Source organism: Stenotrophomonas sp. 22DLJC03 (assembly GCF_056861405.1).
In genome coordinates this window covers 484,839-509,704 of sequence record NZ_JBSPUG010000002.1, presented here as the reverse complement: position 1 = coordinate 509,704, position 24,866 = coordinate 484,839, and the positions used below count along the sequence as shown (strand labels likewise).

Annotated in this window: 22 protein-coding genes; 12 read left to right on the top strand and 10 right to left on the bottom strand. The window is 66.8% G+C overall.

From position 1 onward, the window contains the following. Positions 1 to 74: 74 nt before the first annotated feature. Positions 75 to 1,355 (bottom strand): serine--tRNA ligase, encoded by a 1,281-nt coding sequence (serS, locus tag AC13GA_RS08210; RefSeq protein WP_482997854.1) that lies wholly within the window; start codon positions 1,353 to 1,355, stop codon positions 75 to 77. Positions 1,356 to 1,468: 113 nt separating this feature from the next. Between serS and AC13GA_RS08205 the strand changes: the two genes are divergently transcribed. Together AC13GA_RS08205 and AC13GA_RS08200 are read left to right on the top strand one after the other, a co-directional pair. Next, positions 1,469 to 2,107 (top strand): energy transducer TonB, encoded by a 639-nt coding sequence (locus AC13GA_RS08205; protein WP_136638230.1) that lies wholly within the window; start codon positions 1,469 to 1,471, stop codon positions 2,105 to 2,107. A gap of 119 nt (positions 2,108 to 2,226) precedes the next feature. Continuing rightward, a complete protein-coding gene (locus tag AC13GA_RS08200; protein ID WP_006376051.1) occupies positions 2,227 to 2,799 on the top strand; it encodes an energy transducer TonB in 573 nt (190 codons plus the stop codon). Between the two features lie 212 nt (positions 2,800 to 3,011). On the opposite strand, the gene aroA is transcribed toward AC13GA_RS08200, so the two are convergent. The 4 genes from aroA to AC13GA_RS08180 form a co-directional block, all read right to left on the bottom strand. Then, entirely contained in the window at positions 3,012 to 4,319 is a 1,308-nt protein-coding gene (gene aroA / locus AC13GA_RS08195; protein WP_482997853.1) for a 3-phosphoshikimate 1-carboxyvinyltransferase, read from the bottom strand. Positions 4,320 to 4,398: 79 nt separating this feature from the next. After that, positions 4,399 to 5,598, bottom strand: coding sequence for a prephenate dehydratase (gene pheA, locus AC13GA_RS08190; RefSeq protein ID WP_482997852.1), 1,200 nt, complete (start codon positions 5,596 to 5,598; stop codon positions 4,399 to 4,401). 51 nt (positions 5,599 to 5,649) lie between these two features. Then, positions 5,650 to 6,735, bottom strand: coding sequence for a 3-phosphoserine/phosphohydroxythreonine transaminase (gene serC, locus AC13GA_RS08185; RefSeq protein WP_482997851.1), 1,086 nt, complete (start codon positions 6,733 to 6,735; stop codon positions 5,650 to 5,652). 513 nt (positions 6,736 to 7,248) lie between these two features. After that, entirely contained in the window at positions 7,249 to 8,055 is an 807-nt protein-coding gene (locus AC13GA_RS08180) for an FHA domain-containing protein (protein WP_482997850.1), read from the bottom strand. 125 nt (positions 8,056 to 8,180) lie between these two features. Between AC13GA_RS08180 and AC13GA_RS08175 the strand changes: the two genes are divergently transcribed. The 3 genes from AC13GA_RS08175 (at position 8,181) to AC13GA_RS08165 (ending at position 10,269) form a co-directional block, all read left to right on the top strand. Next, on the top strand, positions 8,181 to 8,456 hold the full coding sequence (locus tag AC13GA_RS08175) for a polyhydroxyalkanoic acid system family protein (protein ID WP_005417302.1): 276 nt from the start codon (positions 8,181 to 8,183) through the stop codon (positions 8,454 to 8,456). Positions 8,457 to 8,536: 80 nt separating this feature from the next. Next, positions 8,537 to 9,028, top strand: a complete 492-nt coding sequence (locus AC13GA_RS08170; protein ID WP_253078535.1) for a phasin family protein — start codon at positions 8,537 to 8,539, stop codon at positions 9,026 to 9,028. 236 nt (positions 9,029 to 9,264) lie between these two features. Further along, positions 9,265 to 10,269 (top strand): restriction endonuclease, encoded by a 1,005-nt coding sequence (locus AC13GA_RS08165; protein ID WP_482997849.1) that lies wholly within the window; start codon positions 9,265 to 9,267, stop codon positions 10,267 to 10,269. Between the two features lie 157 nt (positions 10,270 to 10,426). Here AC13GA_RS08165 and hutC read toward each other — a convergent pair whose 3' ends face one another. Then, positions 10,427 to 11,155: a histidine utilization transcriptional repressor HutC gene (gene hutC / locus AC13GA_RS08160; RefSeq protein WP_253078537.1), complete on the bottom strand. Its 729-nt coding sequence runs from the start codon at positions 11,153 to 11,155 to the stop codon at positions 10,427 to 10,429. 28 nt (positions 11,156 to 11,183) lie between these two features. Then, positions 11,184 to 12,554 (bottom strand): formimidoylglutamate deiminase, encoded by a 1,371-nt coding sequence (locus tag AC13GA_RS08155; protein WP_482997848.1) that lies wholly within the window; start codon positions 12,552 to 12,554, stop codon positions 11,184 to 11,186. A gap of 67 nt (positions 12,555 to 12,621) precedes the next feature. On the opposite strand from AC13GA_RS08155, the gene hutI reads away from it, so the two are divergent. The 6 genes from hutI (at position 12,622) to AC13GA_RS08125 (ending at position 21,751) form a co-directional block, all read left to right on the top strand. Then, a complete protein-coding gene (hutI, locus tag AC13GA_RS08150) occupies positions 12,622 to 13,845 on the top strand; it encodes an imidazolonepropionase (RefSeq protein WP_482997847.1) in 1,224 nt (407 codons plus the stop codon). Beyond that, a complete protein-coding gene (hutH, locus tag AC13GA_RS08145) occupies positions 13,842 to 15,383 on the top strand; it encodes a histidine ammonia-lyase (RefSeq protein WP_482997846.1) in 1,542 nt (513 codons plus the stop codon). Before hutI ends, hutH begins: the two co-directional genes overlap by 4 nt. Then, positions 15,380 to 16,234 carry an N-formylglutamate deformylase gene (hutG, locus tag AC13GA_RS08140; RefSeq protein ID WP_482997845.1) on the top strand — a complete coding sequence of 285 codons (855 nt, stop codon included), beginning with the start codon at positions 15,380 to 15,382 and terminating at the stop codon, positions 16,232 to 16,234. The genes hutH and hutG overlap by 4 nt, the downstream gene beginning before the upstream one ends. Then, on the top strand, positions 16,231 to 17,898 hold the full coding sequence (gene hutU / locus AC13GA_RS08135; RefSeq protein WP_482997844.1) for a urocanate hydratase: 1,668 nt from the start codon (positions 16,231 to 16,233) through the stop codon (positions 17,896 to 17,898). The genes hutG and hutU overlap by 4 nt, the downstream gene beginning before the upstream one ends. A gap of 110 nt (positions 17,899 to 18,008) precedes the next feature. Next, positions 18,009 to 19,445: a serine hydrolase gene (locus tag AC13GA_RS08130; RefSeq protein WP_482997843.1), complete on the top strand. Its 1,437-nt coding sequence runs from the start codon at positions 18,009 to 18,011 to the stop codon at positions 19,443 to 19,445. A gap of 194 nt (positions 19,446 to 19,639) precedes the next feature. After that, positions 19,640 to 21,751 (top strand): TonB-dependent receptor family protein, encoded by a 2,112-nt coding sequence (locus AC13GA_RS08125; RefSeq protein ID WP_482997842.1) that lies wholly within the window; start codon positions 19,640 to 19,642, stop codon positions 21,749 to 21,751. Between the two features lie 45 nt (positions 21,752 to 21,796). Here the strand turns inward: AC13GA_RS08125 and AC13GA_RS08120 are convergent, their stop codons facing one another. Together AC13GA_RS08120 and AC13GA_RS08115 are read right to left on the bottom strand one after the other, a co-directional pair. After that, complete coding sequence (locus AC13GA_RS08120; RefSeq protein WP_482997841.1) at positions 21,797 to 22,324, bottom strand: hypothetical protein; 528 nt, start codon at positions 22,322 to 22,324, stop codon at positions 21,797 to 21,799. 127 nt (positions 22,325 to 22,451) lie between these two features. Then, on the bottom strand, positions 22,452 to 23,027 hold the full coding sequence (locus tag AC13GA_RS08115; RefSeq protein ID WP_482997840.1) for a TetR/AcrR family transcriptional regulator: 576 nt from the start codon (positions 23,025 to 23,027) through the stop codon (positions 22,452 to 22,454). Positions 23,028 to 23,096: 69 nt separating this feature from the next. Between AC13GA_RS08115 and AC13GA_RS08110 the strand changes: the two genes are divergently transcribed. After that, positions 23,097 to 23,642: a thioesterase family protein gene (locus AC13GA_RS08110; protein WP_482997839.1), complete on the top strand. Its 546-nt coding sequence runs from the start codon at positions 23,097 to 23,099 to the stop codon at positions 23,640 to 23,642. 6 nt (positions 23,643 to 23,648) lie between these two features. On the opposite strand, the gene AC13GA_RS08105 is transcribed toward AC13GA_RS08110, so the two are convergent. Next, positions 23,649 to 24,782 (bottom strand): agmatine deiminase family protein, encoded by a 1,134-nt coding sequence (locus AC13GA_RS08105; protein ID WP_482997838.1) that lies wholly within the window; start codon positions 24,780 to 24,782, stop codon positions 23,649 to 23,651. Positions 24,783 to 24,866: the final 84 nt, after the last annotated feature.

The window sequence follows — 24,866 nt, the reverse complement described above, 5'->3', positions numbered from 1 at the left end:
GTAGCCCGCATTGTAGATCCACGCCATGCGTGGATACGGTGCCATGCAAGCATGGCACCCACCCGATCAGGGAATCAGCCGATGGTTTCCAGGCCACCCATGTACGGGCGCAGGGCCTCCGGCACGGTGATGCTGCCGTCGGCGTTCTGGTAATTCTCCATCACCGCGATCATCGCGCGGCCGACGGCCACGCCCGAGCCGTTCAGCGTGTGCGCCAGTTCCGGCTTGCCCGTGGCGGGGTTGCGCCAGCGGGCCTGCATGCGGCGGGCCTGGAAGTCACCACAGTTCGAGCACGAGGAGATCTCGCGGTAGGTCTCCTGCGACGGCAGCCAGACTTCCAGGTCATAGGTCTTCACCGCCGAGAAGCCCATGTCGCCGGTGCACAGCAGCACCTTGCGGTACGGCAGGCCCAGCTTTTCCAGCACCACCTCGGCGCAGCGGGTCATGCGCTGATGTTCAGCGTCGCTTTCTTCCGGGCGGCTGATCGAAACCAGCTCGACCTTCTCGAACTGGTGCTGGCGAATCATGCCGCGCACGTCGCGGCCACCACTGCCGGCCTCGGCACGGAAGCACATCGAGTGGGCGGTCATGCGCAGCGGCAGGCGTTCGGCATCGACGATCTCGTCGCGCACGATGTTGGTCAGCGGCACTTCCGAGGTCGGGATCAGGTAGCGCGTGGAGTCGCCCACGGCAGTCTTGAACAGGTCGTCCTCGAACTTCGGCAGCTGGCTGGTGCCGCGCAGCGAATCGGCATTGACCAGCAGCGGTACGTTGGTTTCCTCGTAGCCGTGCTCACCGGTGTGCAGGTCGACCATGAACTGGGCCAGGGCACGGTGCAGGCGCGCGATCGGGCCGCGCAGCACGGTGAAGCGCGAACCGGACAGCTTGGCCGCGGTTTCGCCGTCCAGCCAACCGTTGCGTGCGCCCAGCTCAACGTGGTCCAGCACCTTGAAGTCGAACTGGCGCGGGGTGCCCCAGCGCGACTGCTCGACGTTCTCGCTTTCATCGGCACCGGCCGGCACGTCATCAGCCGGAAGGTTCGGGATACCCATCGAGATGGCGTCGATCTTCTCGCGCAGCTCGTCCAGCGCCACTTCCGAAGCCTTCAGCTCGTCGGCGAACGCGGCGACTTCAGCCATGAAGGCCGAGACATCCTCGCCCTTGGCCTTGGCCTGGCCGATGGCCTTGGAACGGCTGTTACGCAGGCTCTGCAGCTCCTGGGTCCGCACCTGGATGCGCTTGCGATCTGCCTCCAGGGACTCCAGGGCAGACACGTCGAGCTCGAAGCCGCGGCTGGTGCGCAGGCGTTCGGCGAGGTCGGCGGGCTGGTGGCGGAGCAGGGCTGGATCAAGCATGGCAGGTGTCGTGGTGGGTATCAGGAACGGGATTATCGCCTGTTATACGGATTTCTGCCGCCCGGTTCATTCCCGCCGTGGCAGAATCGAGCCATTCCGTACTGGTCTGGTCCATGTCTGCACCTCGCTCGTCGCCCGCCAAGTCGTTCACTGTGCATATCCCGCGCAACGCCCTGAAGATCGCCGGCATCGCCTTCGGTGTGGGCGTGCTGCTGTTCGTGCTGGTCTGGTTGACCGGTCGTGACAAGGAGTTCTTCCGCGCCGACCCGGCCGCGCAGACCCCGCAGGAAACCGCCCAGGTCGAGCCCCTGCCGGAACCGTTGGCCGCTGCGGCCGGTTCCAGCGACATGCCTGACGCCAAGCCGGCACCGGTGGAGGAAGAAGCGCCGAAGCTGGTCGAAACCGCTCCGCCGCCGCCCGCCCCGATCGCCGAGCCGGCCCCGGCCGCCCCGGGCGCGGCGCCGGCCGCGACCGGCAACAGCCAGCCGATGCCGATTGCCGGCCAGTCGCCGCCTCCCTCCTACCCTGCCGCCGCCCTGCGTGCCGGCGAGACAGGTACCGTGGTGGTGCGCGTGGACGTGGATGCCACCGGCTACCCGAACAACACCACGCTGATCCAGCGCAGCGGCTCACGCGAGCTCGACCGTGCCGCCACCGACGCCGTGCGGCGCTGGCGCTTCACTCCGGCACAGAGCAACGGCCAGGCCGTACCGGGCAGCATTGAGGTGCCGTTCGACTTCAAGACGCAGTAACTGAACGCTTTCCGGCAGGCAAACTGAACCCTGCCGGTGGCGTTGACGCAACGCTGACACTCCTCGTCCGTGGCTCGGGCAACACTTCCCACGTCGCCAAGTGACGGAAGGAGTTTGCGATGACTGCCACCACCCACGAGAACCTCCACTCGCCGCATCTGCCGCAGGATTCCAGCGCACAGCACACGCCCACCTCGCCCTGGATGTGGATTGCGCTGATCGTGGCGATGTTTGCTGCCGCCCTGCTCTGGTTGCGTTACTCCAACCAGGAAGATGTGGCGCCGGCACCGGTCGGTGAGCGCATGTTGCCGGCCCCTGAGCAGGCTGCGGCGATCGATGCGGCGGCACCTGCAACGCGCCAGGCCGCCCCGGCCTCAAGCCAGCGCAAGGCTGCGCCAGTGGTGCGTAATCGTGAAGCACGCCCGCTGGCCAGCAATCGCATGCCTACCTACCCCGCTGCCGCACTGCGCAGTGGCGTGCAGGGCAGCGTGATCGCAAGCCTGAATGTCGATACCCGCGGCAATGTAGCCAACGCTGCGATCGTCTCGCGCAGCGGCGAGCGCAGCCGTGACCTGGATCGTGCGGTGCTCAACACCGTGCAGAACTGGAAGTTCCAGCCGGCAATGCATGAAGGCCGTGCCGTAGCAAGCGTGGTGCGGGTTCCGGTGGATTTCCGTACCGAGCAGCGTTGATCGCGGACGAGGGGTTCGTGATGTTTCGACGGAGGCTTCGCCCTCCGTCCTTTTATGCGGAGACGTCTGCCAACCAAGGTTGGCACCTACCGGGCGATGTGAGCGTGCCAACCAGGGTTGGCACCCACCGGGTGATGGAAGCGTGCCGACCAAGGTCGGCAGCTACCGGGGCGCGCAATCCGCCGGGCATGGCCCGGCGGATTCGGTACCTCTCAGCCTAGATTGAACCCGGCCCCGCGCGCCAGTCCGTCGAAATCCGGGAAGGAGGTGGCGACGTTGGCGATGTCGTTGATGCGCACTTCGCCGTCACTGATCTGGCCGGCAATGGCAAACGCCATGGCGATGCGATGGTCGCCGTGACTTTCGATGGTGCCACTACCCAGGCGTACACCGCCGTGCAGGGTTGCGCCATCTTCAGTTTCGTCCACCTGCATGCCCAGCGCGCGTAGGCCAGTCGCCATTGCGGCAAGACGATCGGATTCCTTCACTCGCAGTTCGGCAGCACCACTCACCACGGTCTGCCCTTCGGCGGCCGCAGCGGCCACGAACAGCGCCGGGAACTCGTCGATCATGTCCGGCACCAACTCCTCCGGAATGCGCGCACCCTTCAGCGGCGCGTAGCGCACCACCAGGTCTGCCACCGGTTCACCGCCCTGCTCGGCCAGGTTCTCTTCGGTGATATCCGCACCCATCAGGCGCAGCGCGTGCAGCAACCCGGTGCGACGCGGATTCAGGCCGACCTGCTTCAGGCGCAGTTCGGAGCCGGGAATGATGCTGGCAGCCACCAGATAGAACGCGGCCGAGGAGAAATCGGCGGGCACCACGATGTCGGTGGCACGCAGGCGCTGGCCGCCACGCAGGCGGGCCTTGCCTGGCGAGAATTCGATCTCCACCCCGAATGCAGAGAGCATGCGCTCGGTGTAGTCGCGGGTCGGGTGCGGTTCCACCACGCTGGTTTCGCCCTGCGCATACAGGCCGGCCAGCAGCACGGCGGACTTGATCTGCGCACTGGCCACGGGCGAGGCAAAGTCGATGCCGTGCAGCGATTGCCCGCCATGCACGTGCAGCGGCGGCGTGCCGTCTTCCTGGGTGTCGATCTTCGCGCCCATCTGCGACAGCGGACCGGTGACGCGGCGCATCGGGCGTCCGGACAGCGATTCATCACCGATCAGCGTGCAGTCAAATGGCTGGCCCGCCAGCAGGCCGGCCAGCAGGCGCATGCCGGTACCGGCGTTGCCGCAGTCCAGCGGTGCATCCGGTGCTTTCAGGCCGTCGATACCGACGCCGTGCACGATGCGCTGCGACGGGCTTGGGGTCTCGATGCGCACGCCCAGCTGGCTGAAGATGCGCGCAGTGGCGCGAGTATCTTCGCCTTCCAGGAAACCCTCGATATGCGAGGTGCCATCGGCCAGCGCGGCGAACATCACCGAGCGGTGCGAGACCGACTTGTCGCCGGGAATGGTCAGGCTGCCCTGCAGCGGCTGGCCCTTGCGGGCAATCCAGTGTTGCGCGTTGCTCATCGTTCGATCGTTCCGTAAACGCCGGCAGCACCGGCGATGCATCAGGGAGCGGCAGCCGCAGCCACCGCAGCAGCAGCAATCAGGGCACGGCCACCGGATAGGAGCCGAGCACCTTGATCTGCGCCGAGTGCGCTTCCAGTTCGGCCAGAGCGGCCTGCATCGGCGCGTCGTCGATGTGGCCAGCCAGGTCGATGAAGAAGCCGTATTCCCACTTGCCGTGGTGCGACGGGCGCGACTCGATGCGGTTCATGCTGATGCCGTGGCGGGCGAACGGGCTGAGCACGTCGAACAGCGCACCAGGCTTGTCATGGATGAACACCAGTACCGAGGTGCGGTCGTGGCCGGAGGTCGGGAAGATGTTGCGGCCCACTACCAGGAAGCGGGTGGTGTTGTCGGCATCGTTCTGGATCGGCTTGGTGACCACCTTCTTCAGGCCATATACGTGGCCGGCGCTCTCGCCACCGATGGCCGCCGCATCGTCGGCGTTGCGCGCACGGCGCGCACCTTCGGCATTGCTCGAGACCGGAATCTTCTCGGCCTTCGGCAGGTTGGCGCGCAGCCAGGCCGAGGTCTGCATGAACGACTGCGGGTGCGCGTAGATGCGCTCGATGTCCTCGATGCGGCCGCTGCGCGACATCAGGTACTGCTGCACGCGCAGTTCCACTTCGCCACAGATCTTCAGGTTGGAGGTCAGGAACATGTCCAGGGTGATCTGGATGGTGCCCTGCCCGGAATTCTCCACCGGCACCACGCCGAAATCGGCGTTGCCCGCTTCCACTTCCTGGAACACTTCTTCGATGCTGGCCATCGGCAGGCCCAGCGCCGAGCGGCCGAAGTGCTTGAGCACGGCCTGCTGGCTGAAGGTGCCTTCCGGGCCAAGGTAGCCGATCTTCAGCGGCTCCTGCTGGGCCAGGCAGGCCGACATGATCTCGCGGTAGACATGCACCAGCAGCTCATCGCTGAGCGGGCCTTCGTTGCGGTCCACCACCATGCGCAGCACCTGCGCTTCGCGCTCGGGGCGGTAGTAGTCGACGGCGGCGGCGAGCTTGCCCTTGGCCTTGCCGACCTGGTGGGCAAAGCGTGCGCGCTCGGCGATCAGGTTCTGGATGTCGCGGTCGATCTGGTCGATCTTCGAGCGCACATCGGCCAGCGCCAGCGGCGCCAGGGTGGGCGCCGGATTCGAGGCGGCGTTGGCCTTGCTCTTCGCCTTGGTGGACGCGCTGTCCTTGGCCGGTTCGGCCTTCTTCGGCGCCTTCTTGCTGGATTTGCTGCTTGCCATCGGAGTTCCTTGTTACGGGGCCCGCACCCAACGGTGCGCGCCGTTCATTGCTCAGCCGTGACGCTGCTGGAAATCGGCCATGAAGGCGACCAGCGCCTCGGCCCCGGCCAGCGGCATGGCGTTGTACAGCGAGGCGCGGATGCCCCCGACCACCTTGTGTCCCTTCAGCGCCAGCAGGCCAGCGGCCTTGGCTTCGGCGACGAAGCGGGCATCGAGCTCGGCATCGGGCAGGAAGAACGGGATGTTCATCCGCGAACGTGCCGCATGCGCGACCTCGTTGCGGTAGAAGCTACCGGAACCGTCGATGGCTCCGTACACCAACGCGGCCTTGGCGGCGTTGCGCTTGGCGAACTCGGCCACGCCACCTTCGGCCAGCATCCACTTGAACACCAGGCCGGCCAGGTACCAGTTCCAGGTGGGAGGCGTGTTGAGCATCGAATCGCGGGCAACGTGCGAGCGGTAATCGAAGATGTCCGCCCGCGGCTGGCCGCTGCGCTCCAGCAGATCGCGGCGGATGATCATCACCGCGATGCCGACCGGGCCGAGGTTCTTCTGCGCTCCAGCGTAGATCACGCCATAGCGGCGCACGTCCAACGGCTCACTGGCGATGGACGAGCTGAAGTCGGCCACCAGCGGCACGTCGCCGGTATCAGGCACGTCACGGAACTCGACGCCGTGGATGGTCTCGTTGGCGGTGAGGTGCACGTAGGCGGCATCAGGCGAGAGCTGCCAGTCGGCGCGCGGCGGCAGCGTGCGGTAGCCGTTGGCCTCGCTGCTGGCGGCAATATTGACGTCGACGTAGACACCGGCCTGCTTGACTGCGGTCTTGCCCCAGTGGCCACTGACCACATAGTCGGCCCGCTGGCCGGGGGCGGCGAAGTTAAGCGGGATCAGCGCCTGCTGGGTGGTGGCTCCACCGGACAGGAACAGCACCGCATAGTCTTCGGGGATGTCGAGCAGGCGCCGCAGGTCGGCCTCGGCTTCGGCGGCCACGGACATGAATTCCGCGCCGCGATGGCTCATTTCGACGATGGAGGCACCGCTACCGTGCCAGTCCAGCATTTCCGCCTGCGCCTGGCGCAGGACCGATTCCGGCAAGGTTGCAGGGCCGGCACTGAAGTTGAACGCGCGCGTCATGTCACACCTGTGGGGCAAGACCCCTAGTATGCCGCAGTGCACCAGCCTTGCGGCCTTGTGCGGCAAGGGAAATTTGGTTTCATTGGAATCCATTGACCGCCAGCATGGCGCCGGTAGTCGCCGACCTTGGTTGGCGTACGCCGTCAGGCGTCATCCCCACCTAGAGAGCGTGCCGACCAAGGTCGGCACCTACCAAAGCAGTGTGCTGTCAGGCGTCATCCCCACCTAGAGAGCGTGCCGACCAAGGTCGGCACCTACCAAAGCAGTGTGCTGTCAGGCGTCATCCCCACCTAGAGAGCGTGCCGACCAAGGTCGGCACCTACCAAAGCAGTGTGCTGTCAGGCGTCATCCCCACCTAGAGAGCGTGCCGACCAAGGTCGGCACCTACCAAAGCAGTGTGCTGTCAGGCGTCATGCCCACCGAAGGAACGTGCCGACCAAGGTCGGCACCTACCAGGAGCGGGGAGATGAGCACCGTCCCGATAGCGCCGGGCCATGCCCGGCGAATGCAGGATCAGCGCGCGCCGAACCAGAGCAGCAGGCTGAGCACCGCCGCCAGCAGCAGCGCACTGACCAGCAGCCACGGCCAGCGCCGGACCTTGCGCGGGGCGGCCGGCAACACCGGCGCCTGCTCGGTGTCCTGGCTGGAGTCGTTCTCGTCCGGCAGCGGGCGCCGCCGCGGGTCGTGCGGCACTTCCAGCACGAACCGATGCTGGCCATCGAACACTACCTGGTCGCCCGCCTGCAGCCAGCAGTGGCGCACGGCCACACCGTTGACCCGGGTGCCCTCGGCGCTGCCCAGGTCGCGCAGCAGCACGCGCTCGCCATGCACTTCCACACGGGCGTGCTGTTCGGCGAAGGCCGGTTCATTGATCTCGATGTCGGCGTCACCGCCGCGACCGACCAGGCGGGTTCGCGACAACGTGAAGCTGCGGCCATGATGCAGGCCGCCGACGCCGCGCAGCAGGCGCTGCTGCTCGTCGTTACCACCATCGCTGTTGGGCGCGGGCGCCTGCAGCAGGCTCTCGACCTCGCCCTGCAGGACCATTTCCACGCCATCCACGTACACCGCATCGCCTGCACGCAACAGGGCCATGCGCCGCACCGGGCGACCGTTCACATGGATGCCGCGGATGCCGTTGCCGACCTGCAGCCAAAGGCCGCGATCGTCCATGCAGAACTGGGCCAGCAGCAGGGCACCGTTGCCGGCATCGCCCAGCCGCACGCTGCCGTTTGCCTGGCGCACGATGCGTTGCACCCCGGGCCGCAGCGGCTGGTCGGGCTGTTGTTGTTGGCTGAAGTGAACAAGCAGGTTCTGCACGCGGCGCAGCCTAGCAGGTTGGTCGCCCCCGAAGAAGAACCCACGATGAGCGCTTGGCGCGAAGGCCCTCGATGCGCACAATGCTCGCCCTCATTGATCATCCCCGCTTTGCGCCAGGAGCCTGCATGTCCACCATCGATGTCCGCCACGCCCACGCCCTGCCCGACGCACAGGCGCGCGCTGCGATCGAACAGGTTGCCGCCAAACTGTCCGAGCGCTTCGGCCTGAAGTCGTCCTGGACCGCCGACGTGCTGAACTTTTCCGGCAGCGGTGTGGACGGCGCGATCGAACTGCAACCGGGCGCCGTGCGCGTGACCGCCAAGCTGGGCTTCCTGCTGTCGGCGATGAAAGGCATGGTCGAAGGCGAGATCCAGCGCGTGCTGAAGGAAAAGCTGGGCTGAACCCCGGCGGCGACCGTCACGACCGTGCAACGCCGTCACGCGCTACTCTCGGGTCAGGCCCAACTCCCACGGGAAGTGCGATGAACCGCTACGAAAATGACGACCGCCGCGACGACGACGCCTCTTTCGGTGACCAGGCTGAGCGCTTCTCGCGCAAGTTGAGCGACTCGGCACAACAGGTATGGCTGGCCGGCCTGGGTGCCCTGGGCCGCGCCCAGGCCGAAGGCGGCCGATTCTTCGATGGCCTGGTCAAGGAAGGCGAAGCTTGGGAGGCCCGCCGCCGTGAACGCAATGGCGAACAGCCTCCCGGTTGGCGTGACAATGTCGAATCGTCGCTGGACGAGGCCCGCGAAAAGGCCTCCGGCACGTGGACCAAGGTCGAGAAGGCCTTCGATGACCAGGTGCAGGGCGTGCTCAAGCGCCTGCATGTCCCCACCGCCGACGAAGTGACCGCGCTGGAGGCCCGCATCGACGCGTTGCAGGCGCGCTTGGCCAAGCTGGAAAACCGCGCCGCCTCAGACATCGATACACCGGCGCCGGGCAGCCATCAATCCCCTGGCAGCGTGCCCTGACAGTAATTGTTGCAATGCAATAAAATTTGATCGACAATCGCGAGCAACCCGCCAATCGCTTCGGCTGCCGTTTGTTCCCTCCCCTCACGGCTTCAGGATTGGCGGGTTTTTCATGCCCGCTCTACGCCGATCTGCGCGTTCCATCACGCTTCCTGTCAGGATCCTCCTGACCCAGCGGCACGGTGCGACCTTTACACTGTCGTTCTCCGCATTCGCCCCTTCCGCGCACCTCCTGCATGCTCCCTTGGATCCTGGCCCTGCTGTCGGCCCTGCTTACCTGTTCCCTGGCCGTTGTCTATCTGTGGTGGATCAAGCGGCGACAAAAGGAGATGCAACTGGGCCTGCAGGCCCTGGCCGGGATGCATTGGCGCGAGTTCTCCGTACTGGTCAAACGCATGCTGCGCGAGCAGCGCGGCCTGCGAGAACTGAACGACCCCGCCGAGGAGTCACGCGAACCCAGCAGTGATTTCCTGCTGAGCGACGGCCCCAACAGTTGGCTGGTCTCGTGCAAGCACGGCCTGGCCTATCGCATCGGCACCGCCGCAGTGAACGAACTGGGTGCGGCGGCCCGCCTGGCCGGCGCCCGCGGCGGTGTGCTGCTGACCGAAGGCCGGATGGAACGCGACGGCCGCAGCGCCGCCGAGAAGCAGGCGGTCGAGGTGCTGGACGGCCCGCGTCTGTGGCCGCTGCTGCAGCCCTATCTGCCGGTTGATATCGAAGCCCGTGTGCGTGCCAGTGCCCGTCATGAGGCGCTGCGTCGCATTGCCATTGCCGCATTGGGTTCAGTGACGCTGGGCCTGCTGGTGGGACTGAGCCTGCAGGGCCTGCATGTGCAGGACGCCCCGCTCGTTGCGGAGGTGCCGGTCGCCCCCGCGCCCGTTGCGCCTGCGGTTGAAGCGGCGCCCGAACCGGCCCCCGCTACCAGGCCACCGGCCGCTGCGCCTGCACCGGCCACGTCCTCAACCGACGCGCGCAGCAACCCCAACCCGGATGCCGCCACGCTGGAGCGCTTCCAGGCCGATCTGTCCCGTGCCTTGGCCGGCAAGCCCGGTATTGCCAGCGGTGTCTGGCTGACCCGGCAGACGCTGGCGATCAACCGCACCGGCGAGCTGGACGCGGTGTGGCCGCGGGTCTGCGAGGAAGTGCTGCACTACCCCGCCCTGCGCAACGTGCGCATCCAGCTCAACGCCCGCCCAGGCGTGGATGAGCCCGTACGCTGGCGGCAGTGCGCTACGTATTGATTGGGGTGTCCGTAGATCAACGCCATGCGTGGACGCCCTTGTGGAGTCGAGCCACGCTCGACTCAATCGCATCGCGCGAACAGCAGCCGAGCATTGGCTCGGCTCTACATGGCGCCTGTTCAGCCCAATGCTGCGAGATGCGCGAGCGGGGTCGACCCTAGCGCGCCCCAGGCGCGAAGCGCGCAACCAGGTCCCAGGCATCCCCGAGGAACACCTGGCGCACACGGGTGATCGGCTGTTCGCCGCGCCAGGTAAGGCGCTCGATCACCAGACAGGCGGTGCCGGGCTTCACGTCCAGCAGCTTGGCGGTGGCGGTGTCCGCGCCCCAGGCGCTGATGCGGTGCTGGGCGCGGGTCCACGACACGTTCTGCAACAGCCAGCTACCCGGCGCGGTGGTGTTGAAATCGACGTCCAGCACCTCTGGCACACCCATCGGACTGATCAGCCGGTGCTCCAGTGCCAGCGGCCGGCCATCGGCCAGATGCAGGCAGCGCATCGCCAGCAGCTGTTCGCTGCCGGCCAGCTCCACTTCGCCAACATTGCCGGCATCGGCCAAGCGCAACTCGCGCTGCAGCAGGTGGTAGCCGTACTGGTGGCCACGCGAACCCACTTCCATCGCGATATCCGGAATCTCCAGCGCCACCTGCTCCAGGTGCGGGGGCTGCCGCGCCACGAACGAGCCAGCGCGACGGCGGCGCTCGATCATGCCGCTCTCGGCCAGCGCTGTCAGCACCTTGTTCACTGTCATCCGCGAGCACCCGTACTGCTCCATCAGTTCGTGCTCGTACGGAATACGGAAGCCCGGCGCCCACTCCCCGCTGAGGATGCGGCTTTCCAGGTCGCTGCGGATGCGCTGGTTGAGCGTGGCGGACTTGCTGGCCTTCACGTAGTGGGGTCTCGATGGTGGGAGGCGATCAGCCCAGCACGCCACGCAGGGCAGCGGCGAAGGCGGTGGTGATGGCCTCGCGCTGCAGGTGGCGGCCCTCGGCCACGCACTGGCGGCCATGGCGCCAGACCGATCGCAGCGCGCCATTACGTGCGGCGAACACCCAGCTGTCAAGCCATGCGTCACCGTGTCGCGCCTGCAACGCGGGGTGCGCGGCATCCAGTTCAACCATGTCTGCGCTGGCACCCACCTGCAGGCCGGCAGCCACGCCAAGCGCCTGTGCACCGCCCTGCAATGCCCCTTCAAACAGGAAGCGCGCGGTGCTGCGGCCGGCATCCGGGGCCAACACGTTGCGACCCCGCAGGGTCAGGCGCTGGCCGTATTCCAGCAGGCGCAACTCTTCTGCGGCATCGATCAGCACGTTGGAATCGGAGCCCACGCCGAAGCGCCCGCCCTCGCGCGCGAAGGCCTGCATCGGGAACAGGCCGTCGCCCAGGTTGGCCTCGGTGATCGGGCACAGCCCGGCCACGGCGTTGCTGGCGACCATTTGCGCGCGCTCGTCGTCGGTGATGTGGGTGGCGTGCACCAGGCACCAGCGCGCATCGACTGGGGCATGCTCGTACAGCCACTGCACCGGTCGCCGGCCACTCCATGCCAGGCATGCCTCGACCTCGCGTACCTGCTCGGCAATATGGATGTGTATCGGGCCATCGGTCAGCGGCAGCAGTGCGCTCAGCTCCTCGCCCGTCACCGCGCGCAGGCTGTGCGGGGCGATGCCCAGCACCGCATCGGGCAGCGTGGCCAGCGCGGTGCGGGCGCCATCGAGCAGCTGCGCGAACCCTTCGACGTCATGGATGAGGCGGCGCTGTGCCGGGTTCGGCGGCGCCCCACCGAAATCGGCGTGTGCATAGAACACCGGCAGCAGGGTCAGGCCGATGCCGGTCTGCGCGGCTGCAGCTGCAATCTGCGCGCTCATCTCGGCGCGATCGGCGTAGGGGCGGCCATCGGCATCGTGGTGCAGGTAGTGGAATTCGCCGACACGGGTGAAGCCGCTTTCCAGCATTTCCATGTAGGCCTGGGCGGCGATGGCCTGCACTGCGTCCGGGCGCAGATGGGCCAGGAAGCGGTACATCAGTTCGCGCCAGCTCCAGAAACTGTCGCCGTCGCCGCCACCGATCTCGGTCAGGCCGGCCATGCCGCGCTGGAAGGCGTGGCTGTGCAGGTTCGGCAGGCCCGGCACCAGGATGCCCACGCGGGTATCGCCTTGCTGCGCAGCCTGCCCACGCGTGACCTCGGCGATGCGCCCGTCCTGCACCTGCAGGCGGACGTCGGCGGCCCAGCCGTCGGCCAGCAGGGCGTGGGCGGCATGGAAGGAGTGCGCGGAACGCGAATCGGACATGGCTGGACAACCCGAATTGGACGCCTATATTGTATAGACATATAAGCACAGCCGCGTTGTGGATGCCATGCACGTCGATACCCTCTGGTCCAACGTCCACCTGATGACCCTCGATGGCGAGGGCCTGGGTGTCCTGCGCGATGCCGTACTGGCCGCCACCGATGGCCGCATCGTGCACGTCGGCCCCGCCGGCAGCGATGCCCATCTGCAGCCGACCACCCGCATCGACGGCGAAGGCCGATGGATCTCGCCTGGTCTGATCGATTGCCACACCCACCTGGTCTACGCCGGCAACCGCGCCAACGAATTCGAGCAGCGCCTGCAGGGCGTCAGCTATGCCGAGATCGCCCGTGCTGGTGGCGGTATCGTCTCTACGGTGCGCGCCACCCGTGCTGCCTCGCCAGAGCAGTTGGCACGCGAGAGCCGGCCGCGCCTGCTGGCGATGCGCGCCGAAGGCGTAACCACCATCGAGATCAAGTCCGGCTACGGCCTGACCCTGCAGGACGAGCGCAAGCAGTTGCAGGTGGCACGAGCGCTGGGCGAGGAATGCCGGGTGAACGTGGTGCCGACCTTCCTCGGTGCGCACGCGGTGCCGCCCGGTCGCGAGGCGCAGGAATACATCGATGAAGTATGCGAGGTGATGATTCCGGCCATCGCTGCAGAAGGCCTGGCCGAGGCCGTGGACATCTTCTGCGAGAACATCGCGTTCTCGCCGGCGCAGGCCCGTCAGGTATTCGACGCTGCGCGTGCGCATGGGCTGGCGATCAAGATCCATGCCGAACAGCTGAGCAACCAGCATGGCGCCGAACTGGCGGCCGGTTTCGGTGCGCTGTCGGCCGACCATATCGAACACCTGGACGACGCCGGCATTGCCGCGATGGCCGCCGCCGGTACCGTCGCCGTACTGCTGCCGGGCGCGTTCTACTTCACCCGCGACACCACCCTGCCGCCGATCGCCGCGCTGCGTGCGGCCGGCGTGCCGCTGGCGCTGGCCACCGACAGCAACCCGGGCACCTCGCCGCTGACCAGTCCGCTGCTGACGATGAACATGGGCGCCACCCTGTTCCGCCTGACCGTGGACGAATGCATCGCCGGCTTCACCCGTGAAGCAGCGCGCGCACTGGGCCGTGGCGATCGCATCGGTCGCCTCGCCATCGGCATGGACTGCGACCTGGCGATCTGGGACATCGACGCCCCCGCCGACCTGGTCTATCGCATTGGATTCAACCCGCTGCACGCGCGCGTGGTGCGCGGACAGCCCGACCTGCCTGCCTCCTGGAGCAACACATGAGCAACACCCTGGTTCTTCGCCCCGGCCATGTCACCCTCGCCCAGTGGCGGCAGGCCTATCGCGGTGCACCGCTTGCACTGGACCCGGCCGCGCTGCCGGCCGTGCGTGCCAGTGCCGCGACCGTGGCTGCCATCGTCGCCAAGGGCGCGCCGGTGTACGGCATCAACACCGGTTTCGGCAAGCTGGCCAGCGTGCGCATCGAGCGCGAAGACCTGGCCACCCTGCAGCGGAACATCGTGCTCTCGCATGCCGCCGGCGTGGGCGAGCCGATGCCGGCCAACGTGGTGCGGCTGATGATGGCGCTGAAGCTGGTGAGCCTGGCCCAGGGCGCTTCGGGCATCCGCGAGGAGACCCTGCTGTTGCTGGAAGCGATGCTGGTCAAGGACGTGCTGCCGGTAGTGCCCGCACAGGGCTCGGTCGGTGCCTCCGGCGATCTGGCGCCGCTCTCGCACCTGGCCAGCGTGATGCTGGGCGTGGGCGAAGCCTTCATCGGAGACGAACGCCTGCCGGCGATCGATGCACTGTCACGTGCTGGCCTGCAGCCCATCGAGCTGGGTGCGAAGGAAGGTCTCGCACTGCTCAACGGCACCCAGTTCTCCACCGCCTATGCGCTGGCCGGTCTGTTCGAGATCGAGACTGTATTCCAGGCCGCACTGGTCACCGGTGCGCTGTCGGTGGAAGCCGCGAAGGGCTCGGATACGCCGTTCGATCCGCGCATCCATGCCCTGCGTGGGCAGCGCGGTCAGATCGCAACCGCTGCCACCCTGCGCAGCTTGATGCTGGACTCGGGCATCCGCGAATCGCACCGCGACAACGACGTGCGCGTGCAGGACCCGTACTGCCTGCGCTGCCAGCCACAGGTGATGGGCGCGGCACTGGACATCCTGCGCCAGGCAGCGACCACGCTGGAAATCGAAGCCAACGGCGTCTCCGACAATCCGCTGGTATTCACCGAGACCGGTGAAGCGCTGTCCGGTGGTAATTTCCACGCCGAGCCGGTGGCCTTCGCCGCCGACATGCTGGCGATGGCGGTATGCGAGATCGGCTCGATCAGCGAGCGCCGCCTGGCGATGCTGGTCGACCCGGCGCTGTCGGGCCTGCCTGCGTTCCTGACCCCGCGCCCCGGCCTGAATTCCGGCTTCATGATCCCGCAGGTTACCGCTGCCGCGCTGGTCTCGGAGAACAAGCAGCGCGCCTATCCGGCCAGCGTCGACTCGATTCCGACCTCGGCCAACCAGGAAGACCACGTGTCGATGGCCGCGCATGGCGCACGCCGCCTGATGCAGATGGCCGAAAATGCCGCCAACGTTATCGGCATCGAGCTGCTGGCCGCCGCGCAGGGCTGCGACTTCCACGCACCGCTGCGCTCCAGCGCCGCGCTGGAAACCGTGCGCGCCACCCTGCGTGCGCAGGTCCCGACGCTGGAAGAAGACCGCTACTTCCATCCTGACATGGTGACCGCCACCAACCTGGTGCGCAGCGGCGCGCTGGCGCAGGGCTTGTCCGATCTGTTGCCAACCGTGGAGCCCCAGGCATGAATGCCCGCCCTGAATGGCTGACGGTGCACGAAGGTGATGCCCCGTTGATCGTCAGCTTCCCGCATACCGGCAGCGAACTGCCGCACGACCTGATCGGCGACTACCACTCACCGTGGCTGGCCCGCCGCGATGCCGACTGGTGGGTGCACGAACTGTACGACTTCGTGCGTGGCATGGGCGCGACCACGGTGCGCTCGGCGATCTCACGTTCGGTGATCGATCTCAACCGCGATCCCAGCGGCGTGTCGCTGTACCCCGGCCAGAACACCACCGGCCTGTGCCCGCTGACCACCTTCGACAACCAGCCGCTGTATCACGCCGGCCGCGAGCCGGACGAAGCAGAAATTACTCGCCGTCGTGATACCTATTTCCTGCCCTACCACGATGCATTGGCCACGCAGATTATGCGCCTGCGTGCTCGCCATGGCACCGTGGTGGTGTACGACGCGCACTCGATCCGCTCGCATATCCCGCACCTGTTCGAGGGTGAGCTGCCGCAGTTCAATCTCGGCACCGCTGGTCCCTCCGGTGCTCCGGATACGTCTTGCGACAACGCTCTGAGCGACGTAGTGGAAAACCTGCTGAAGATCAGTGGCATGAGCCAGGTGCGCAACGGCCGCTTCAAGGGTGGCTGGATCACCCGCCACTACAGCAACATCGCCGGCGGTGTGCACAGCCTGCAGATGGAGCTGGCCTGCCGTGGCTACATGCACGAACCCCTGCCCGACCAGGTGGACGAGCACAGCTGGCCCACCCCGCTCGACCCCGACCACGCTGCACCGCTGCGCCACACCCTGGCGCAGGTGCTCAACGCCTGCCTTGAATTCGCTACGAACCGGAGCGCCGCATGACCCGCAACGACCCGTCCCGCACCATCGCCGCGCCGACCGGCACCACGCTCAACGCCAAGAGCTGGCTGACCGAAGCACCGTTGCGCATGCTCATGAACAACCTGCACCCGGACGTGGCCGAGCGCCCGCAGGAACTGGTGGTGTACGGCGGTATCGGCCGCGCGGCGCGCGACTGGGAGAGCTTTGATGCCATCGTCGAAACGCTCAAGCGCCTGGACGATGACCAGACCCTGCTGGTGCAGTCAGGCAAGCCGGTGGGCGTGTTCCGCACCCACGCCGATGCGCCGCGCGTGCTGATCGCCAATTCCAACCTGGTGCCGCGCTGGGCCAACTGGGACCACTTCAACGAGCTGGATAAAAAGGGCTTGGCCATGTACGGCCAGATGACTGCCGGCAGCTGGATCTACATCGGCGCGCAGGGCATCGTGCAGGGCACCTACGAGACCTTCGTGGAAATGGGCCGCCAGCACTTCGGTGGCGACCTGACCGGCAAGTGGCTGTTCACCGGCGGCCTCGGCGGCATGGGCGGCGCACAGCCGCTGGCTGCAGTGATGGCTGGCGCCTCCTGCCTGGCCGTCGAATGCCGCAAGAGCAGCATCGACATGCGACTGCGCACCGGCTACCTGGATACCTGGACCGACAATCTGGACGAAGCGCTGCGCCTGATCGACGAGTCGTGCAAGGCTGGCACGCCGAAGTCGGTGGGATTGCTGGGCAATGTGGCCGACGTGCTGGCCGAACTGCTCAAGCGCGGCGTGAAGCCGGACCTGCTGACCGACCAGACCTCCGCGCACGACCCGGTGAACGGCTACCTGCCGCAGGGCTGGACGGTCGAGCAGTGGGATGAGAAGCGCGTTTCCGCCCCCAAGGAAGTGGAAAAGGCCGCGCGCGCGTCGATGGCCAACCATATCCGCGCCATGCTCGGCTTCCACGCGCTGGGCGTGCCGACCGTGGACTACGGCAACAACCTGCGGCAGATGGCGCTGGAAGAAGGCGTGACCAATGCCTTCGACTTTCCCGGTTTCGTGCCGGCCTACATCCGCCCGCTGTTCTGCCGTGGCATCGGCCCGTTCCGTTGGGCGGCACTGAGCGGCGATCCGGAAGACATCGCCAAGACCGACGCCAAGGTGAAGGAACTGATTCCGGACAATCCGCACCTGCACCGCTGGCTGGACATGGCCGCCGAGAAGATCAAGTTCCAGGGCCTGCCGGCACGCATCTGCTGGGTCGGCCTGGGTGACCGTGATCGACTTGGCCTGGCCTTCAACGAGATGGTGGCCAACGGCGAACTGAAGGCGCCGGTGGTGATCGGCCGTGACCACCTGGACAGCGGCAGCGTGGCGTCGCCGAACCGCGAGACCGAGGCAATGGCCGACGGCTCCGATGCGGTCTCTGACTGGCCGCTGCTGAACGCCCTGCTCAACACCGCCAGCGGCGCGACCTGGGTGTCGCTGCACCACGGTGGCGGCGTCGGCATGGGCTTCTCGCAGCACGCCGGCATGGTGATCGTCTGCGACGGCACCGAAGCGGCTGCGAAGCGTATTGGGCGTGTGCTGTGGAACGACCCGGCCACCGGCGTGATGCGCCATGCTGACGCGGGCTATGAGATCGCAATCGACTGCGCGAAGGAAAAGGGACTGGATCTGCCGGGGATTCTCGGCTGATCGCGGCGTTGCCGGCCAGCGGCCGGCTCTCCCTGATGCGGGAATCGGTGCCCTTGACCCGGCCTTCCGCCGTGACCAACATGCGCCATCACCGCTGACGGATCACCGCGATGTACCGCACCCTTGCAGCTGCATTGCTCTGTGCCCTGGCCATCGCCCTGCCCGCCTCGGCACGTGACGTCCCCACCGCTCTCTCTACTCAGCTCGACGCCCAACTTCAGAGCAACCGCGGGCGCTACGGTATCGCCGGCCAGGCAGTGCTGGTCGCACACAACGGCAAGGTGCTTTACCAAGGCGCCAGCGGCGAACGCGATCCCGCTGCCCATGCACCCGCCACCGTCGATACCATCTTCGCCGCGCAGTCGATGGCCAAGCTGCTGACCAGCTCGCTGGTGATGCAGCTGGTAGACCAGGGGAAGGTGGATCTGGATGCACCCGCCGGCCGCTACGTGCCTGACCTGCCCGCAGCCTGGCAGGCGATCCACGTGCGCGATTTCCTCAACCATAGCTCCGGCATCGCCGAGTACTACGACCGGGTGGACAACCGCTGGGTGAGCAAGGGCTACAGCGGTGTGGCGCCCGATCTTGCCGCTGCATTGAAAGTCGCCGCTGCAGCGCCGATGCAGTTCGCCACCGGCAGCCGCGTGCAGTACACGCAGGCCAACTACCTGGTGCTGACGGCGTTGCTGCAAGCGCACTATCGCAAGCCCTACCCGGCCATCGCACGCGAACGCATCCTGCAGCCATTGAAGATGGCCAGCACCTCGTGGGGCGTAGCCAGCGTGCCGGCGCAGCGCGCGGCGGTGCCATACATCGGCAAGGAAGGCCAGCTGCAGCCAGCAAACGAAGTCCCTTGGCCGGACTACGGTTGGGGCCACGCCGACCTGCAGACCACCGTGGGCGACATGAACCGTTTCCTGCAGGCGTTGGCGACCGGCAAGCTGGTACGCACGTCCACGCTGGAAAAACTCTGGCAACCGCAGAAACTGAGCGGCGGCGGCAGCAATTTCTTCTCCACCGGCTGGGACACCATCCGCAACGACGGCTACACCCAGGTCGGCCACGATGGCGGCACCCGCGTGCGTGCGCGGCTGGCCTACAAGGGCTCGCTGGCCAGCGGTTACTGGGTGTTCGTGTACCTGACCAACGGCAGCGCCCGCAATGTCTGGTCCAGCACGCTGGTGGAAAGCACCATGGCGGTCGCCGCGCCTGAGGAATTCCCGCATGCGCTGCTGTCCGAACGACTGATTGCATACGCACTGGATGACTCCGCCGATGCGACACTGCTGATGCGTGGCTGGCTGCGCGACAGCAATAAGGTTCCTGCCAGCGAACTGGAGCGTGCGATCAATGCCGATGGCTACGCCGTCCGCGAAAGTCTCGGTGCAGGCAATGCGTTGAAGGTGTTCGCTCTGAATACCGAGCTGTATCCGGATTCGGCCAACGCGTGGGACAGCCTGGCCGAATGCCACGCGGCACTGGGCGAGAAGGAAACGGCTGATCGGCTGTATGCAAAGGCCAAGGTGCTGGCGAAGCCCTCGCCATGAACCCTGCTGTAGAGCCGAGCCCATGCTCGGCTGCTCTTCGTTGCAATCAAAGAAGACCCGCGCTGCGCGCGATAGCCGAGCATGGGCTCGGCTCTACATGGATGCTGCGGATGGCCCATACGCCGCCGATGGGTGACGTGGCGCCCCCGACCTGTTAACTTGCGCGCCACTTTCGTGGTTTACAGCATTCCCGCATGTCGCTCTCGTCGTACCGTCCCACCCCGTCGCTGTTGTTCCTGGCCGTTTCCCTTGGCCTTACCTCCACTGCCGCAGCCGCTCCGCAGGCCACCACTCTGGATGCCGTGCAGGTCACCGCTGCTGCCGATGCCAGCGCGCAGGCGAGCGAGGCGCTGAAGCGCGTACCCGGCGCCGGCAACGTCATCGACGTGGCAAAGGCCGACAGCCGCCTGTCCAGCAGCGCCGATGTGCTGGCCTACCAACCGGGCATCAGCGCGCAATCGCCGGGCAACGAAGGCACCAAGATCTCGATCCGTGGCTCGGGCATCAACCGGAGCCCGGGCGCGCACGCCTCAGGAATTGCGGTGTCGATCGACGGTCTGCCGCTGACCGGCCCGGGTGGTACGCCCTATGAGCTGCTGGAACCGCTGTGGCTGTCGCGCGTCGAAGTCCTGCGCGGCACCAACGGCTTCGAGCGCGGCGCGCTGGCGCTGGGCGGTGCCATCGACTACGTCAGCCGCAGCGGGCGTGATTCGGCGGGCGTGCAACTGCACTACGAAGCCGGCAGCCGTGGCTACCAGAAGCGTGGCCTCAGCTGGGGCGGCGTCAGTGGCGGTGTCGATTACTTCCTGGCCTACACCGATACCGAATTCGACGGTTATCAGCGCCAGGCGCGCGGCGACGGCAAGGGCGCGATGGCCAACATCGGCTGGCAGATCACGCCCGATCTGCAGACGCGCTTCTTCGTGCGCTACCGCGAGACCAGTCACGAAACGCCCGGTCGCCTGACCCGCGATCAGATCCGCAACGACCCACGTGCCGCGAATGCGGCCAACCTGGCCATCGATGCGCGCCGCCCGCAGCCGGGCAGCACCTGGGTCGGCAACGTCACAACGTTGCAGATCGATGAGGATTCCTCGCTGCAGGCCGGGCTGGTCTACCACAAGTACCCGATGGACTTGAACGAGAGCCTGTACCGCCAGCAGCTGGACTACGCCAACCTCAACGCCACGCTGGACTACCGCCGCCGCCACCAGCTGTTCGGCCTGGACAGCGAAACCACGGTCGGTCTGCGCGTCACCCACGATCTGGACGCCGATGTGCGCGAGTCGTTGCGTTTTGCCAGCAACGGCTATGCCGCCGGCACGCGAACGCGTGATTTCCGCCACCACGGCACCGACAGCACGCTGCACGTCAGCAACACCCTGGCGTTGAACGACCGTCTGCGCATGCAGACCGGGCTGGCGCTGATCAACACCCGCCGCGATGTGCAGGTGACCTGGCCAAGCAGCGGCGGCCGCCTGCGCGACCACGACTGGGACTACGCACCGCGACTGGGCTTCACCTGGCAGCACAGCACGCAGACCCAGTGGTTCGGCAACCTCAGCCGCTCGGTGGAGGCGCCGCATCCGTGGTCGATGATCTGGGGCTCCAACCAGTACTTCGGGCCGGGCAATGGCCCGTCCACCGGGCGCCAGCGCGCGCCGGTGCCGATGCAGAACCAGACCGCCACCACGCTGGAACTGGGCGCGCGCGGTGACGCGGCGCTGGGTCGCTGGGAACTGACCGGCTACTACGCGCACGTGAACCACGAACTGCTGAGCGTCGAGCTGCAACCGGTGCCGAACCTGTTCATCGCCGAGAACAACGCCAGCCCCACCGTACACCGTGGCATCGAAGCCGGGTTGGACAGCACGCTGTGGCAGGCAGCGCCCGGCCGCCTGTCGCTGCGCCAGGCGTATACCTTCAGCGACTTCCGTTACCGCCACGATGCGCGTTTCGGCAGCAACCGCCTGCCCGGCCTGCCGCGCCACGCCTACCAGGCCGAGCTGCGCTTCGATCACGCATCCGGCCTGTACGCCGCCCTCAACACCGAATACGCCTCGCGCATCGCGGTGGACTACGCCAACAGCTACTGGGCCGACAGCCATGTGATCTTCGGCAGCCGCATCGGCTACGACGCACCCAACGGACGCTGGCAGGCCTGGGCGGAGATGCGCAACATCGGCAACCGCCACTACGCCGCCACGGTCACGCCGGGCTACGACGATGCCGGCAAGGATGCGGCTCGCTCGACGCCGGGCGAAGGCCGCGGCGTCTACGCAGGCTTGCGCTTGCGCTTTGATTGATTGCCTCAGGCGGCGCCGGGTGTGATCCGGCGCCGCCGATACAGATCAGCTGATGCGCCACGCGGGCAAGCGCTCGCTGCGCTTCCAGATGGAAGGCGCGAAGCCGATCAGCACCATCGCCGCCAGCCACTTCGGTGAGGTATTGAGCAGTGTCGAGGTGAGCGAGCCATCGACGGGGGCGGCCATTTCCTGCCACGGGTTATAGCCCAGGTAGACGACGCTGCCAGCCCACCACAGCAACGCCACACCGACACCCACCAGCAGCAGAGCCAGCGTGCGGCAGGTCCAGCGCTGCGACGTGGTGCCCCATTCGCGGGATACTGCCACCAGCAGGCCCACCACCAGCAGCGAAATCAGGGCCACCAGGCCGATATCGACCTTGTGCCCGATGCGCTCATAAGTACAGGCGCGGCAGTCTGTCTCTTCAGCTGCGACGGCAGCTTCGGTGCTATCTGCCTGCCCAGCCGCTGCGGGTGCCGACTGCGCCAGCGCTGCAAACGGCATCAACACTGCCAGCAGCACCATCATGGTCCAACGAAACAACGTCCTGTTGCTGTGTGTAGCGACTTCCATGCGCTCTTCCTCGTCAGTGGTGGTTGACAGCCGGGCCACATACCTTGGCCCTGGCACGGATCATAGCGCACGGCCAGACAGGAACGAAAAGGGGCTCACGGCCTTGATCCGCGCCGGTTCGGTCGGATCAAGGAGGCGCGGCAGCCTTCAACAACTGCGCGGCCACCTGGTCGAACGGGGCGATGTCCTGCAGTGCGCGGCTCATCGCCACCGCACCTTCAACGCTGGCAATCACCAGGCTGGCCAGTCCACCCGCGGCGGCCGACCCGTGGCCGTCGGCGACGAACGCCGCGGCCAGATGGCTCTGCCAACGTGCGAACACTTCAGCAGCTGCCGCACGGGGCTGGCTCGGCACTGCCTCCACCGGCTCCTCCACTGCAGCGGCCAGTACCGGGCAACCAGCGCGGAACCCGGAGCGCAGCAGGCGCTCGCGCCACATTGCCAGGAACTGCTGCAGGCCCTGCACCGCCCCGCCCTTCAGCAGCTCCACCAGCAGCGCTTCCACCTTATCGCCGGCCATGTGAGTGGCGCGCGCCAGCAGCTCCTGCTTGCCGCCAGGAAAGTGGTGATAGGTGGAACCCAGCGGCGCCTCGGCCAGTTTGGTCACCTCACGGATGCTGGTGGCATTGAGACCCACGCGCGCCAGCATCTGTGCCGCAGCATCAATCACGCGTTGAGGCGCATCAGAGGGGCGCGGGCTCACGGCAGGCTCCTTGCCAGGACAGTCGTCATAGATTAGCGTACCGGCGATTCTATAACAGTCGTCATAACCATGAATCTCTGGTTCCGCCTGCTCCACCTGCTGCTGTGCAGCCTGTTCCGGCCCAAGCTGGAGGCCCCGTTCGGGGTCTCGCGCCTGCAGTTCCGGGTGCTGCCCAACGACCTGGACAGCAACCTGCACATGACCAACGGCCGCTACTGGAACATCTTCGATCTGGGCCGGCTGGATCTGATTCTGCGCATGGGCCTGGGCCAGGTGGCGCTGCGCGAGAAGTGGGCGCCGATCGTCGGCGCGGGCACCATCCAGTTCCGCCGCGAGCTGAAGCCGTTCCAGCGCTTCACCTTGGAAACGCGGCTGGTGGGCTGGGTCGGTTCGCGCGGCATCATGGAGCAGCGCGTAATGATCGGGACCGAGCAGAAGATCGCCACCCGTGCGCTGCTGGTCACCGGCATCTACGACCGTCGCGCGCGGCAGTTCCTGGGCATGCCGAAGATGATGGAAGCAATCGGCGTGGTCGCCCCACCGTCGCCGCCGCTCAGTGCAGCCGCCGAAGCGCTGCTGGCGGCTGATGCCGCGTTGAAGCAGGACGATGCCTGAGGCAACTCAGCCCACCTTTGGCATGTTCTTGGTCACGCAATGGATGCCACCGCCACCGCCGGCGATCGCGTCGATGTCCACCTGCTCGATCGCGCGGCCGGGATACATGCCTTCCAGTAGTTCACGGCAGAATCCATCGGCTGCGTCGTCACCGAACTGCGGCGCGACCACCGCGCCGTTGATCGGCAGGTAGTTGATATAGCCCATCGCCAGATCGTCGTTGTCGCGGGTATGCACGTTGTCGCGTCCGTCAAGCGGCGGCGGCAAGGTATGCACCTGCAGGCGACGGCCATCGGCATCGGTGGCCCTACGCAGGATCTGCAGGTGTTCGCGCGTCAAGTCGTAGTCGTAGGACTCCGGATCGTTGTCCAGATTGGCGATCACCACGCCCGGGCGTACGAAGCGCGCATAGAAATCCACGTGCGCATCGGTGATGTCCTTGCCGGCGATACCGGGCAGCCAGATCACCTTGCGCACGCCCAGGCGATGTTTCAGCTCGGCCTCGATATCCGCGCGCGACCAGTCCGGATTGCGGTTGCGGTTGACCCAGCAGCTCTCGGTGAGGATCGCCGTGCCATGGCCGTCCACTTCGATACCACCGCCCTCGCCCACCAGATCGCTTTCCAGCAGCGTAGCGCCGGTCACCTGCGCCAACCATGGTGCCACCGCGCCATCGTTGCGCGCGCTCTGCTTGCCACCCCAACCGTTGAAGTTGAAATCGACCAGGCCGAGGCCGCCCGTGTCGTTGGTGACAAAGCAACCACCGTAATCGCGCACCCAGATGTCATCCAAGGGCACTTCCAGGAACTCGATGTTTTCGCGGCCGCAGCGGTCCTTTGCCTGCTTGAGTTGCGCTGGGCGGCACAGCACGCTGACCGGCTGGTGGCGTGCGATGGTGCGGGCCAGCCGCGCCACGGTCGTGTTCACCGCATCGGCCTGCGCGCCCCACACCCGCGGCTGCGCAGCAAAGGCCAGGAACACGCGTTCCTGCGGACCATGTTCATCGGGCATGCGCCAGATGCCTGCGCCCGGCGCAGCCGCAGCCACGCGCCCCGGCAGGCCGGCCATACCCAGAGCGGCCAGGCCACCAAGACCAGCGGCGCCCGCCAGTTGGGTGAGGAAGTGACGACGATTGCTCATGACAGGCTCCAGGCCCGGTGTGGGATGGGCGCTATGCTGCGCTTGCCGACACATAAGAACAAACGATAGATTCAGCCATCACTT

What these genes read in the sequence shown, in the direction of transcription:
- serS (WP_482997854.1), bottom strand. Translation starts at nt 1,355, where the DNA reads ATGCTTGATCCAGCCCTGCTCCGCCACCAGCCCGCCGACCTCGCCGAA.
- AC13GA_RS08205 (WP_136638230.1), top strand. Translation starts at nt 1,469, where the DNA reads ATGTCTGCACCTCGCTCGTCGCCCGCCAAGTCGTTCACTGTGCATATC.
- AC13GA_RS08200 (WP_006376051.1), top strand. Translation starts at nt 2,227, where the DNA reads ATGACTGCCACCACCCACGAGAACCTCCACTCGCCGCATCTGCCGCAG.
- aroA (WP_482997853.1), bottom strand. Translation starts at nt 4,319, where the DNA reads ATGAGCAACGCGCAACACTGGATTGCCCGCAAGGGCCAGCCGCTGCAG.
- pheA (WP_482997852.1), bottom strand. Translation starts at nt 5,598, where the DNA reads ATGGCAAGCAGCAAATCCAGCAAGAAGGCGCCGAAGAAGGCCGAACCG.
- serC (WP_482997851.1), bottom strand. Translation starts at nt 6,735, where the DNA reads ATGACGCGCGCGTTCAACTTCAGTGCCGGCCCTGCAACCTTGCCGGAA.
- AC13GA_RS08175 (WP_005417302.1), top strand. Translation starts at nt 8,181, where the DNA reads ATGTCCACCATCGATGTCCGCCACGCCCACGCCCTGCCCGACGCACAG.
- AC13GA_RS08170 (WP_253078535.1), top strand. Translation starts at nt 8,537, where the DNA reads ATGAACCGCTACGAAAATGACGACCGCCGCGACGACGACGCCTCTTTC.
- AC13GA_RS08165 (WP_482997849.1), top strand. Translation starts at nt 9,265, where the DNA reads ATGCTCCCTTGGATCCTGGCCCTGCTGTCGGCCCTGCTTACCTGTTCC.
- AC13GA_RS08155 (WP_482997848.1), bottom strand. Translation starts at nt 12,554, where the DNA reads ATGTCCGATTCGCGTTCCGCGCACTCCTTCCATGCCGCCCACGCCCTG.
- hutI (WP_482997847.1), top strand. Translation starts at nt 12,622, where the DNA reads ATGCACGTCGATACCCTCTGGTCCAACGTCCACCTGATGACCCTCGAT.
- hutH (WP_482997846.1), top strand. Translation starts at nt 13,842, where the DNA reads ATGAGCAACACCCTGGTTCTTCGCCCCGGCCATGTCACCCTCGCCCAG.
- hutG (WP_482997845.1), top strand. Translation starts at nt 15,380, where the DNA reads ATGAATGCCCGCCCTGAATGGCTGACGGTGCACGAAGGTGATGCCCCG.
- hutU (WP_482997844.1), top strand. Translation starts at nt 16,231, where the DNA reads ATGACCCGCAACGACCCGTCCCGCACCATCGCCGCGCCGACCGGCACC.
- AC13GA_RS08130 (WP_482997843.1), top strand. Translation starts at nt 18,009, where the DNA reads ATGTACCGCACCCTTGCAGCTGCATTGCTCTGTGCCCTGGCCATCGCC.
- AC13GA_RS08125 (WP_482997842.1), top strand. Translation starts at nt 19,640, where the DNA reads ATGTCGCTCTCGTCGTACCGTCCCACCCCGTCGCTGTTGTTCCTGGCC.
- AC13GA_RS08120 (WP_482997841.1), bottom strand. Translation starts at nt 22,324, where the DNA reads ATGGAAGTCGCTACACACAGCAACAGGACGTTGTTTCGTTGGACCATG.
- AC13GA_RS08110 (WP_482997839.1), top strand. Translation starts at nt 23,097, where the DNA reads ATGAATCTCTGGTTCCGCCTGCTCCACCTGCTGCTGTGCAGCCTGTTC.
- AC13GA_RS08105 (WP_482997838.1), bottom strand. Translation starts at nt 24,782, where the DNA reads ATGAGCAATCGTCGTCACTTCCTCACCCAACTGGCGGGCGCCGCTGGT.